The sequence below is a fragment of the Pseudorhodoferax soli genome, from assembly GCF_003337555.1.
Taxonomy (GTDB): Bacteria; Pseudomonadota; Gammaproteobacteria; order Burkholderiales; family Burkholderiaceae_C; genus Pseudorhodoferax; species Pseudorhodoferax soli.
Genome location: NZ_QPJK01000005.1, coordinates 483,244 through 495,170 on the forward strand (window position 1 = coordinate 483,244; position 11,927 = coordinate 495,170).

An 11,927-nucleotide genomic window follows, 5' to 3' on the forward strand; every position below is an offset into this window, starting at 1 on the left:
AGACAGACCATGACCGACAAGCCAGACACCAACGACGTGGACGCACTGCTGGGCGACCTCACCGTGGATGCAGGCACTGCCGATGCACCCGCCAAACCGCGCCGCGACCTCTCGCTGATGCTGCGCAAGATCCCCGTCACGCTGACGCTGGAGGTCGGCTCGGCCGATGTGTCGCTGGACCAGCTCATGGGGCTGGAGCACGGCAGCGTGGTCGAGCTCGACGCACTGGCCGGCGCACCGCTGGTGATCAAGGTCAACGGCACGGCCATCGGCCGCGCCGAAGTGGTGGTCTCGGGCGAGAACTACGGCCTCAAGGTGCTGGAGCTGTCCGACCTGGACCTGCTGTCGCTGGACACCCCCTGACGCGCGGACCACACCCCATGAAGATGCTGAGCGCGTGGCGCCCCTTCGCGCTGGCGCCCGTGCTGCTGGCCCTGGCCGGCGCCGCAACCGCGGCCGAGATCCCGCTGCTCTCCGCCGTGACCGGCGACGCACAGACCGACTACACGGTCAAGATGCAGGTGCTGGTGATCATGACGCTGCTCGGGCTGCTGCCCGTGCTGGTGCTCATGAGCACGAGCTTCGTGCGCTTCGTCATCGTGCTGTCGCTGCTGCGCCAGGCGCTGGGGCTGCAGCAGGGCCTGCCCAACCGCATCGTGACCGGCGTGGCGCTGATCCTGACCATCCTGGTGATGCGCCCGGTGGGCGAGCAGATGTGGGAGCGCGCCTTCCTGCCCTACGACGAGGACCGCATCGGCCTGCAGCAGGCACTGGTGGAGGCCAAGGAGCCGCTGTCGCGCTTCATGCTGGCGCAGACCAGCAAAGCCGCGCTGCAGCAGGTCAGCCAGCTGGCGCGCGAGCCGGCCGTGACCGAGCCGTCGCAGCACGCCTTCGCGGTGCAGCTGGCGGCCTTCGTGCTGTCCGAGCTCAAGACGGCGTTCCAGATCGGCTGCATGCTGTTCATCCCGTTCATGGTGATCGACCTCGTGGTGTCCTCGGTGCTGATGGCCATGGGCATGATGATGCTGTCGCCCCTGGTGATCTCGCTGCCGCTCAAGCTCTTGCTGTTCGTGCTGGTGGACGGGTGGACGCTGACGGTGAACACGCTGGTGACCAGCGTGCGGGCGTTCTAGGGCAGGCGGCATGCTCACACCCGACATCGCCGTCGACCTGGTCAGCGCCAGCCTGAAGCTGGTGATGCTGCTGGTGGCCGTGCTGGTGCTGCCGGGCCTGGTCGTGGGCTTCGTCGTCGGCATCTTCCAGGCCGCCACGCAGATCAACGAGCAGACCTTGAGCTTCCTGCCGCGCCTCATGGTCACGCTGCTGGCCATCATCCTGACCGGCAGCTGGATGGCCTCGCAGCTCATGGATTTCTGCGTCGAGGTGTTCCGCCGCGCGGCGGCGCTCGTGGGGTAGCCGTGGAAGGCGTCTTCACCACGCTGCTGGCCGAGCTGTCGGCATGGTGGTGGCCCTTCGTGCGGGTGCTGGCCATGCTGAGCGCCGCGCCCATCGTGGGCGACACCTCGGTGCCGCTCACGGTGCGCGTGCTGCTGTCCATGGTGCTGGCCGTCATCCTGCTGCCGGTGGCGGCGCCGGCCGTGCCGATCGCCGCGTTCTCGCTGCACGCGCTGGCGGCCACGGCCGAGCAGGTGGCCATCGGCGTGGTGCTGGGGCTGGCGCTGCACTTCGTGATGTCGGTGCTGCTGGTGCTGGGCTACATGGTGTCGTCGCAGATGGGGCTGGCCATGGCGCTCATGAACGACCCGCTCTCGGGCGTGTCGTCCGACGTGGTGTCCAGCCTGCTGTCGATCCTGGGCATCCTGATCTTCTTCTCCATCGACGGCCACCTGGTGCTGGTGCAGGTGATCGGCAAGAGCTTCACGCTGTGGCCGGTGGGCGGCGGGCTGCGCATGGGCGCGCTGCAGGCCGTGGCGTTCAATGTGTCGTGGGTGTTCTCGGCCGCGCTGCTGCTGGCGCTGCCCATCGTGTTCGCCACCATGGTGGTGCAGATCGGCTTCGGCTTCCTCGCGCGGGTGGCGCCGCAGCTCAACCTGTTCGCGCTGGGCTTCTCGGTCATCACCATCTTCGGCCTGTTCATGCTGGCCATGCTGGTGCGCTTCATCCCCGAGCACTACCTGCGCATGACGCGGCAGGTGCTGCTGATGCTCGAGCAGACCTTCGGGGCGCGCTGATGGAGCAGGGCGCATCGTCGGCCGACAAGAGCGAGAAGGCCACACCGCACAAGCTGCGCAAGGTGCGCCAGCAGGGCCAGGCCGCGCGCTCCAAGGACGCGGTGATGGCGGTGGGCATCGTGGCCAGCCTGACGCTGGCGTACTGGCTGGCACCGGGCTGGCTGCAGGACATGCGCCGGCTGTTCAGCGGCGGCCTGGCCGACCTGGCAGGCAACGGTGCATTGGAAGACACCTGGTCGACGCTGTTCCGCGAGGCCGCCCTGCTCACCGTGCGCATGGTGGCGCCGCTGCTGCTGGTGCCGCTGCTGCTGTTGCTGGCCTCGCTGTTGCCGGGCGGCTGGGCGATGTCGGTGGAGAACCTGCAGCCCAAGCTGGAGCGGCTGAACCCCATCGCCAACCTGGGCCGCCAGTTCTCGGGCAAGCACCTGGCGGGCGTGGCCGCCTCCATCGCCAAGGCCCTGCTGCTGTGCGTGGTGCTGTGGTTCGTGTGCACCGGCAGCGCGCAACAGTTCCTGCAGCTGCAGGCCCTGCCGCTGCCCGAGGCCATCGCCCAGGGCGCGGCGCTGCTGATCTCGGGCGTGACGTCCATGGTGCTGGTGTTCGTGCTGTTCGCCTTCATCGACCTGCCGGTGCAGGTGTTCTTCTTCCTGCGCGGCCAGCGCATGAGCAAGCAGGACGTGAAGGAAGAGCACAAGACCACCGAGGGCCGGCCCGAGGTGAAGAGCCGCATCCGCCAGCTGCAGCTGCAGGCGGCGCGCCGCAGCCTGAACAAGACCGTGCCGCAGGCCGACGTGGTCATCGTCAACCCCGAGCACTACGCCGTGGCGCTGAAGTACGACGGCAACCGTGCCGAGGCCCCGTTCGTGCTGGCCAAGGGCGTGGACGAGATGGCGCTGTACATCCGCCAGCTGGCGCGCACGCATGGCGTGGAGGTGGTGACGCAGCCACCACTGGCGCGCGCCATCTACAAGACCAGCCAGGTGCAGCAGCAGATACCGATCGCGCTGTATGGCGCCGTGGCCCTGGTGCTGAACTACGTGCTGCAGCTCAAGGCCTTCCAGGCCGGGCGCCGCCCGCATCCCCCAGGCCTGCCGCAGCAGTTGCCCGTTCCCGAATCGTTGAGTAATCCATGAAGCTGACCATCGCCGACCTGCTCGCCGCGCTGCGCCGCACCCGTGCCATGGCACCCGTGCTGGTGCTGGCCCTGCTGGCCATGATCATCCTGCCGATGCCGCCGTTGGCGCTGGATGTGCTGTTCACCTTCAACATCGTGCTGTCGGTGATCGTGATCCTGGTGGCCGTGACGGTGCAGCGGCCGCTGGACTTCTCCGTCTTCCCGACCATCATCCTGGCCACCACGCTGCTGCGGCTGGCGCTGAACGTGGCCTCCACGCGGGTGGTGCTGCTGCGCGGGCACGAGGGCACGCACGCCGCCGGGCAGGTGATCGAGTCGTTCGGCAACGTGGTGATCGGCGGCAACTTCGTGGTGGGCCTGGTGGTGTTTGTGATCCTCATGATCATCAACTTCATCGTGGTGACCAAGGGCGCGGAGCGCATCTCCGAGGTGTCGGCCCGCTTCACGCTGGACGCGTTGCCCGGCAAGCAGATGGCCATCGACGCCGACTTGAACGCCGGCCTCATCAACCAGGAGAAGGCGCAGCTGCGCCGGCGCGAAGTGGCTTCGGAAGCCGACTTCTACGGCGCCATGGACGGTGCCAGCAAGTTCGTGCGCGGCGACGCCATCGCCGGCATCCTGATCCTGCTCATCAACATGGTCGGCGGCGTGGCCATCGGCGCGGTGATGCACGACCTGAGCTTTGGCGACGCCTTCCGCACCTACGCGCTGCTGACCATCGGCGACGGCCTGGTGGCGCAGATCCCGGCGCTGCTGCTGTCCTCCGCTGCCGCCATCGTGGTCACGCGCGTGAGCGACGCGGGCGACCTGCAGACGCAGATCGGCCAGCAACTGCTGGCCTCGCCGCAGGCCCTGTACAGCGCGGCCGCGCTGATGTTGATCCTCGGCCTGATCCCGGGCATGCCCTGGGCCAGCTTCATCGGCTTTGCCGCGCTGCTGACCTACGTGGCCTGGCGCATGGCCAAGCGGCAGGCCCTGCCCAAGGAGGGGGCGGACGCGGGCGCGCTGGGCGCCGCGCTGCTGACCGCCGAGCCGCCGGCCGAGCTGGACTGGCGCAGCCTGCCGCGCGTGGACGCGCTGACGGTGGCGCTGGGCTACCGGCTGGTGGCGATGATGGACCAGGGGCAGGGTGCGCCGCTGGTCAAGCGCCTGCAGGGGCTGCGCCAGAGCATGAGCGAGAGCCTGGGCGTGCTGCTGCCGCCCGTGAGCGTGCGCGACGACCTGGGACTCAAGCCCACGCAGTACACGGTGCTGCTGCGCGGCAGCGTGCTGGCGCGCGCCGAATTGCAGGCCGACAGGCTCATGGCCGTGCCCTCGCCGCAGCTGTACGGCCAGGTGGACGGCGCGCCCGGCGTGGACCCTGCCTATGGCCTGGCGGTGGTCTGGATCGAGCCCGACCAGAAGGCCCATGCGCTGGGCCTGGGCTACCAGGTGGTGGACGGCCCCAGCGTGATCGCCACGCACGTGAGCAAGCTGCTGCGCGAGAACCTGCCCGAGCTCTTCAACCACGAGGATGCCGGCGAGATCATGGAGCGCCTGGCCGGCCAGGCCCCGCGCCTGGCCGAGGCGCTGGGCAAGGCCATGACGCATGTGCAACTGCTCAAGGTGTTCCGCGCGCTGCTGGCCGAGAACGTCTCGCTCAAGGACATCGTACCGATCGCCACCAGCCTGCTGGAGACGGCCGAGACGACCAAGGACCCGATCCTGCTGGCCGCCGAGGTGCGCTGCGCCGTGCGACGGCAGATCGTCGAGCAGCTGGCCGGCCAGCGCAGCGAGCTGCAAGTGTTCAGCCTCACGGGGGATCTGGAGAACATGCTGCTGGGGGCGTTGAACCAGGCGCGCCAGGGCGGGGCGAAGGTGGCGCTGGACAACTTCCCGGTGGATCCGAACCTGCTGTCGCAGCTGCAGACACACATGCCGCTGGCGCGGGACCAGATGAAGCAGCAGGCGACGCCGCCGCTGCTGCTGGTGATGCCGCAGATCCGGCCGCTGCTGGCGCGCTATGCGCGGCTGTTTGCGCCGGGGTTGGCGGTGCTCTCGTACAACGAGATTCCGGAGCAGCGGGAGGTGAGTATTGTGGGGACGGTGGGGTAGGGGCCCTTCACTTACTTGGGCGTCCACCAGAGTGGGGAAGACCCGGGGAGCAAATTTGTAACCGACGCGGGTTTTGTCGATTTTTTTATTAAGGTGATCAACCGCGCGGAGTAAAAAAATGGTCTGCGAATCAATGACTTATGTGTTCTTGCAGCGATTTGATAACACGACGGATGCTGTGATCAATCGCAGTGGAGTGCGTGATACAACAAGTTAAGGCTCACATGGGCGACCCACTGATTCAAGCCTCAAGCAAGACGCTGTGGCCTTTTCTACAAAATGAAGGTTTTCGGAAAGTCACGGCGCGAAAATTTGCGCGCGAGAAGAATGGCGTGTTTCAACAACTTTGGGTTGATGCGAACGGCGTTGCGGGGAAGAAAAGCACATACATCGTGCTTTGCGCGAATCTACCTTTTGGGCCAGTCAATGGGTACATGGATCCTCACGGCTTTCGCCTCGCGAACGGCAGGAGCTGGAGCATGATGAATTCGGAGGTGGCTGAAAAATCTATGCAGCACGTAGTCGAAGCTTTAAGAAATTCGGAGCTTCAGCGCATTGATGAAATATCGAGCATCGACGTCATGCTTGCGCTTCTAGAAAATTTGGCGGGTAGAAATTGGTATTCCACCTACTCCCAACTTCATCAGAAATGGAAGGCCAATGATGCCGAGGTAGTTGCGGTTGAAAAGGCCAACCGGGAGGCACTCAAGCTATGAGCCTTAACAGGTCGGCCCAACGGAACGCCTACGGCGTCCGCTGGCCTTTGCGTTAGCCAGACCATGGATGCACTGATCGACTTGTTTATGCTGCTCGTGTTCCACTGGCGGCTGGGTTTGTCAGTAGTCGGCACAACCGTTTTGGCTATATTTCTCGCCGCCACCCTCCCATGGTTCTCCGGGGCTTTTGGTCTTGCGCTTGTGATTGGCTCCGTCGGCTTGGGGCTGTTGTGGGAAGGGGCTGCCGACAAAAATCGAGCAGAGCGCGTTGCCAAGGTGAAAGAGGGACGTTGAAATGGCTAACATTTCTTTCCATCGGACCGCCTTCGGCGTCCGCTGAAATCAGGCGTTAGCCCTCAATGAGAATTCTCGCTCCGAAACTTTTGGACCAACTCACAGAGGCCGATTTTGCGGCGCATCCTGTGTGGGCTAGTTACGACGATCCCGAAGAGATGGAGCTACTGGAGGGACTCGGGTTTGAAGCAACTCAAGTGATGTCTGCCTTCGAAAGTCTGGCCACTCCCGAGGAGAAAGTCTTCCCCTTGCCGAGTCAAGCGGCTTCACTGCCTTTTCGGTACCTTTGGCTGTCTGCCGTAGTCTCGCTACCAAGTGGCACAGAGCTTGTTGGTTACAGAACATCTGCGTGCCTCGGCATCTACCACCATGGCAATCTCTACCTCTTCAATAAGGCCATGCCTGATCTGTCGCAGGAAAATGCCGAAAGGCTGGCTAGTTACTTGGGAGCGCCGGCTATCTTTCCAGCTCACGTCTACTGCCCCGCGACGTCAAAAGTCGAGGCGTTCTCGCTTTGATGGCGAGGGCTAACAATTCATTCAAGCCGAACCCGCTTCGCGGGTCGGCTTAATTCAGGCGTTAGACGTCATGCACGCGCTCCTAACTCGCATTCGTAGCTGGCTCCGAGATTCGTCGCGTGTTCATCTGCGCGGGGAAGGCCCGGCCGATTTGCGGTCGATGGTCGCGTTGATCGATCGGTTCGTAGACGGACCCATGAAGTACCCACTGGAGTGGGATGACTTCACTTCGTGGGAACATTCGGTTCCCTCTGTTGAACGGTTCCGAAACCGAATAGCGGCTTTGGAGCCATTGCTGTTGTCGACGGCCCCCGAGGACAAGCGGCTCTTTATAGGAAAGCTGCTCACAATTCGAAATGAAGCCGCGGTAATCGTCGGGCTTGCTGGTCGAGAGACATGACGTCTAACTATACGCTCCAGCGGACGGCTTCGCCGCCCGCTGAGCTATATCGTTATGCCTAGTGGTTCACTCCCGTTCGACCAAGCCGTATGAGATGGTTTTTTCTCACCTTTGTCCTATTGCTTGCTTGGCTTGGCAACGCGGCGATATTTGAGAGCTTTTCTTCTGCTAGGGCAATTGCAGGTGTTGCATTTAATATCTTTATCTTGTCACTGTTCGTCATCTGGTGGAGTGCCTATTTTTTGACATCCCCAAAGCGGCAGAGGAGCTTAGTTGTGGGCCACGCATTGCTCATGTTTGCCGCTGGAATTGCTCTGGTAGGCGCCGGAGCTGACGCGTTTCTCGCCGGAAGCTGCGAAGGCTTCATTTCCTCCGGACAGAAAAGCAACAGGATGCGAAGTCAAGTCGCGAGCTATCTTGACACCTTGGGGTACTGCCGTGAGCTTGGCATCGGCGTTGCCTTGCTCGGTCTTTTTCTAGCGTATCCGAGCATTCGCCTCTTCTTCGGCATAACACGACGCTCCAGCGGACCGCCTTCGGCGTCCGTTGATCTATAGCGTTAGGCATCGGATGAACCTGCTCTCCCTAGTCAACCTGTCGCTCAAGAGCGATGAAGTCATCGAGATCCTTGAGCACTATGACGTCAAGGTCATCTACGACTTCGATCGTCTTCGCGAGAACAGCCCCGATGTCTACTGGGCGTCGTTTCACGAGGCGGGGTTTGGCTTCCGATTCAATGAAAAGCAAGTACTCGACGCAATCTTCATGTACATACTGCCTCGAAGGCACTACCAGCCGATAGACGCACGCTACGCCGGAGTTCCGTTCTATCGCAATTTCGCGGAAGCCAGGGCCGCCTTTCAAGCCCGGGCTATCTCGTTCCGTAATGAACCAGACGGTGAAGGCTGGATCAAGGGCGCATTCGGAGAACACACGGTTCACTATGAGTTCAATCAAGAAGGCGCTCTTAACCAAGTCACGGTCATGACCGCCGATGCCTAACTCTTCAATCGAGAGGACGTCACCCGGCAAGCCGGGTGCCGCCTCTCATCTCAACGTTGGGCAGCATGAGAAGACAAAAGCGAAAGCTCATCGAGAAGACCCCGGTGGCCCACGCGGAGCTCCCCAGTCAGCATCCAAATGCGTGGCAAGGCGTGGTGTTCGTTCAGCGTTTTGATGGAGAGGTCACAAGCGACCTGCTGAAAGGCGTCTTGGTGGCTGCAGTTGAAGCGACTGGCGGCGACAACGGCCTCGGGCTCAGCGAAGGCGGGATGGAAATACGATTGAATTCTGGCGAGGTGCTTGAGGCTATTTGGTTCGGCCCCAAGCGAGTGGAGATGAATCAAGGAGCTCGCCTATTTGCTCACCAAACTGGCCGACAGCTTGCTGCATACGACGACACAGGAAATCTCTGCTTGTCATCAGGTGATGTTCTATCCGAAGGTGACAGTGAGGCGTTCAAGTGGTAGCCAATCTAGCCGCGGAGATGCGGCCCAACCCACCGCTCCAGCGGACGGCTTCGCCGCCCGCTGAGCTTGAGCGTTATGAGTCTACGCAGTAGGCCACAAATTCCCGCCGCTGTACGTCGTGCCGTCCTTGTTGAGGCAGGTCATAGATGCGCCATCCCTCGCTGCGGACATGCCGATGTCGACATTCACCACATCACTCCATGGGAAGCCTGTGAGAAGCACGAGTACGGGAACCTGATCGCACTTTGTCCCAACTGCCACCGACGCGCACACAAAGGTGAAATCGACCGCAAGGCACTGCACCTCTACAAGGCGGCCCTGGTTGCTGCATTTCAGACCTCGGGCGAGGTGTCATTCTCGGCTCCCCCCGTAGAGATCAAGCGGCGCATCTACGAAGTGGACCCTTCAAGTGCCGAATGCTTCTTCAGCTTCGAGTTTCCAGACCTCATGAATCCGGCTGACCTCATCGTGTCGAAAAACATCGAAGCCTGGGGACTCGAACTGTTGGAGGAATTCCGTCATTCGCAGGATGCTGAGCATCGCGGGAGTCGGAATAGGTCCGAATATCCGATCGGTTGGTTGAACGGCACCTACGAGGTGTGCCGACGCGACTTGAAGGTGATCAGCGTTCGATACGACTTAGAAATGATGGCCTTTGGGGCTGCGCATAGGTTCTACGAAACACGAGTTCAGAACTTCTTTGTAACCCCGTTTGCTCCAATAGTTCTTGAGGAACTCCTCGCTTCTCCGAAGGCGCTTCCGATGCTGGCCGAGGCGGTAAATGCTCGGCTTTTTTCAGCTGGGCTAGATCCCATTGCCGTAGAGACCGATGCAGCATCTGGCGCGGAGTTCCTCTCGCGATTCGTGATAGATCGGTACGGGCTGACATTCATATTCGATCCGTACATTGTGGCCGCATATGCGGCGGGGAAGCAGTACGTCCATTTCACGTTTGGTGAACTATTTGAAATGTTCGAACCAGAGAAACTCGAAGCGCTCATTCCACCAGACTCATAACGCCTCCATCGAGAGGGCGTCACCCGGCAAGCCTGGCGCCGCCTCTCATATTAAACGTTAGCCATGGCAAATCGAATCTCCCTAGCAGCGCTTTCCATCGGTGCCGGCGCCGTGCTGATAGGGATTGCCTTGGCGATAGGCGACAAACATCTATGTCGAACGTCATGCTGGATCGACAACTTGATTCGCCTCGTTCTTCCAAAAGAAATGCAAAACTGGGCAGGAGGATTTACATGGATCGTTGTTGGCATTGGGATCATTTTTCATGCAATTCTTCGGCGTCGGTCGTAGGGGCGCGCGACGTGGCTAACAACGCGCTTCATCGGACCGCCTGCGGCGTCCGCTGAGCTAAATCGTTAGGTGTCAGAAGATGGCAGAAGCTTTGTACGCCACGGCCCTGAAACACATGAGCGCAACGGTCCACGAGTTGGCGAATCTGGTGCCTCAGCCACAGACCGTGCCGTTTGCGGATTCATTCGCCTATCGATATCTGGAAAAAACGCCACGACAAGCGGTCGTTCAAAAGCTCGCGCGGTACGTCACAACGCTTCGCGCAGCCGTTATCCTGTTCAATCAGGGATTCGTTCAAGAACAAGCAGCGCTTCAGCGGATGCTCGATGAGATCCAAGAGGACATCACATTTCTCGCATTTGGCTTGATATTCGGTGAGTTGACGCCTATCCACGAGAATTACTTGGCGGCGTTTTACCAGGAGGAATTCGATCCGGTTACTGGAAACCCCGGAGATCAAGATCGTCCCATGCCTCCGCGCAAGAAAATCCGTGCCTATATCGCCAGAATGGAGGGCGCGGCATTAGATCCCAGTCGCGGTGTCGAAGTCACTCGCCAAGTTAGCAAGACCTACTCCGGTTACGTGCATGCGGCTTCACCGCAGATCATGGACATGTACGGGGGGTCGCCTCCTCGCTTCTATGTTGATGGTATGAGGGGAACGCCACGGCACGACGAGCACCGTGAAGACTTGTGGAACTACTTCTACCGCGGAATTTTGGCGTTCTGCTTTTCGGCCAAGGCATTCGGAGCCGATGTGCTATTCGAAAGGATCTCATCATTCGCTGATTCGTTTGCCAAGCAGGCCGGACATCACTATGGGCGATGAGCCGCTGACACCTCACCCTATGGTGCAGCGGGACGGCTATGCCGGCCGCTGAGCGCGAACATTAGGCGTCAGGTCACGATGGTCTCAATGTATTTGTGGGTGTCTATAGCAGTTGGCCTTGCACAAGTTGCTGATTGCGCGCTGTACTTAATGGCTCGTGGTCGCCCTTCAAATACAGGTTGGGTCTTCTCCGCGGTGGAATGGGTCTGGGGAGGGGTGTCTGTCTATGTTCTGTTCTCTGATGAGTCAACGGTGCCGAGTTGGCTGCCTGCCTCTTATGTGGTCCATCTTCTAGCTTGGTCAGCGTATGGCGTTGCTACGGCAAATCGACACAAAGGCATAAGCACAATCACGCTGTCACCTAGAGAAGTCCTCGTCGGTGGAGCATTTGGCGCGCTGTTTGCAGCTGCAGCATGCGTGCTATCCCTGCGTTGAGCTCGGTCACATGCCCAACACGCGCATTCCCCTTGCTGCGACGCCCAACCCCTCCGTCAAGGGGACGTCCCGCAAGCGAGCCGCTCCTTACGTCGAACGTTGGGCGTCATCCTATGGAAATTGAGCCGCCGAACTTGAATGTCCCGCTAGAGCGCAAAGAGCACTGGGGCTCGTACTTGTCGGCGTGTGCTGTGGCGTTACGGGGCTTGCCGCTCTCTTCAGTCCGTCGTTTGCCATTGTCTTCGCCGCATCTTCAATTGTCGGTCTGCCGGTCATACTGCTCCTGTTTTCTCCTTCGTCTATTTCGGCGCGGCTTCGCGAGCTTGGTGATTTCGGGCGCATTGTTTTCTTCGCTGCACTCTTCGGGTACATAGCCCTCTCGAAGAAGGTGCTTGTGCCATTCGTTGTGTCGGCTATTGAGCATGCGTTGTCTTAGCAGTCATTCCCCACTTCCTCGCCGCGCGCCGCCGGACCCGCCAGTCGGGCGGACCTCCGCGACAAGGCGCGCAGGCCGCCCACTTCTGCGCTAGCCACCTT

General features: G+C 61.2%; 15 protein-coding genes. 14 read left to right on the forward strand and 1 reads right to left on the reverse strand.

What is annotated here, in order from left to right:
- Positions 1-9: 9 nt before the first annotated feature.
- The 14 genes from DES41_RS20140 (at position 10) to DES41_RS20180 (ending at position 10,955) form a co-directional block, all read left to right on the forward strand.
- Positions 10-363: a FliM/FliN family flagellar motor switch protein gene (locus DES41_RS20140; RefSeq protein ID WP_114469425.1), complete on the forward strand. Its 354-nt coding sequence runs from the start codon at positions 10-12 to the stop codon at positions 361-363.
- A 17-nt stretch (positions 364-380) separates the two neighbouring features.
- Positions 381-1,133, forward strand: a complete 753-nt coding sequence (gene fliP, locus DES41_RS20145; RefSeq protein WP_114469426.1) for a flagellar type III secretion system pore protein FliP — start codon at positions 381-383, stop codon at positions 1,131-1,133.
- Between the two features lie 10 nt (positions 1,134-1,143).
- Positions 1,144-1,416, forward strand: coding sequence for a flagellar biosynthesis protein FliQ (gene fliQ / locus DES41_RS20150; protein WP_114469427.1), 273 nt, complete (start codon positions 1,144-1,146; stop codon positions 1,414-1,416).
- 2 nt (positions 1,417-1,418) lie between these two features.
- On the forward strand, positions 1,419-2,192 hold the full coding sequence (gene fliR, locus DES41_RS20155; protein WP_114469428.1) for a flagellar biosynthetic protein FliR: 774 nt from the start codon (positions 1,419-1,421) through the stop codon (positions 2,190-2,192).
- Positions 2,192-3,325 carry a flagellar type III secretion system protein FlhB gene (flhB, locus tag DES41_RS20160; protein ID WP_114469429.1) on the forward strand — a complete coding sequence of 378 codons (1,134 nt, stop codon included), beginning with the start codon at positions 2,192-2,194 and terminating at the stop codon, positions 3,323-3,325. Before fliR ends, flhB begins: the two co-directional genes overlap by 1 nt.
- Positions 3,322-5,421, forward strand: coding sequence for a flagellar biosynthesis protein FlhA (locus DES41_RS20165; RefSeq protein ID WP_114469430.1), 2,100 nt, complete (start codon positions 3,322-3,324; stop codon positions 5,419-5,421). The genes flhB and DES41_RS20165 overlap by 4 nt, the downstream gene beginning before the upstream one ends.
- A 224-nt stretch (positions 5,422-5,645) precedes the next feature.
- Positions 5,646-6,137: a hypothetical protein gene (locus DES41_RS37855; protein WP_147282900.1), complete on the forward strand. Its 492-nt coding sequence runs from the start codon at positions 5,646-5,648 to the stop codon at positions 6,135-6,137.
- A gap of 63 nt (positions 6,138-6,200) precedes the next feature.
- A complete protein-coding gene (locus DES41_RS37860) occupies positions 6,201-6,431 on the forward strand; it encodes a hypothetical protein (RefSeq protein ID WP_147282901.1) in 231 nt (76 codons plus the stop codon).
- 89 nt (positions 6,432-6,520) lie between these two features.
- Positions 6,521-6,949, forward strand: coding sequence for a hypothetical protein (locus DES41_RS37865; protein WP_147282902.1), 429 nt, complete (start codon positions 6,521-6,523; stop codon positions 6,947-6,949).
- A gap of 489 nt (positions 6,950-7,438) precedes the next feature.
- Positions 7,439-7,906, forward strand: coding sequence for a hypothetical protein (locus DES41_RS38785; RefSeq protein WP_211333013.1), 468 nt, complete (start codon positions 7,439-7,441; stop codon positions 7,904-7,906).
- Positions 7,907-7,919: 13 nt separating this feature from the next.
- Positions 7,920-8,351, forward strand: coding sequence for a hypothetical protein (locus tag DES41_RS20170; RefSeq protein ID WP_114469431.1), 432 nt, complete (start codon positions 7,920-7,922; stop codon positions 8,349-8,351).
- Between the two features lie 65 nt (positions 8,352-8,416).
- On the forward strand, positions 8,417-8,818 hold the full coding sequence (locus DES41_RS37870) for a hypothetical protein (RefSeq protein ID WP_147282903.1): 402 nt from the start codon (positions 8,417-8,419) through the stop codon (positions 8,816-8,818).
- A gap of 75 nt (positions 8,819-8,893) precedes the next feature.
- Positions 8,894-9,835: an HNH endonuclease gene (locus tag DES41_RS20175; RefSeq protein WP_114469432.1), complete on the forward strand. Its 942-nt coding sequence runs from the start codon at positions 8,894-8,896 to the stop codon at positions 9,833-9,835.
- Between the two features lie 370 nt (positions 9,836-10,205).
- Entirely contained in the window at positions 10,206-10,955 is a 750-nt protein-coding gene (locus tag DES41_RS20180; RefSeq protein WP_147282904.1) for an ATP-grasp domain-containing protein, read from the forward strand.
- Between the two features lie 688 nt (positions 10,956-11,643).
- Here the strand turns inward: DES41_RS20180 and DES41_RS38790 are convergent.
- Positions 11,644-11,814, reverse strand: coding sequence for a hypothetical protein (locus DES41_RS38790; RefSeq protein ID WP_211333014.1), 171 nt, complete (start codon positions 11,812-11,814; stop codon positions 11,644-11,646).
- Between the last annotated feature and the right edge of the window lie 113 nt (positions 11,815-11,927).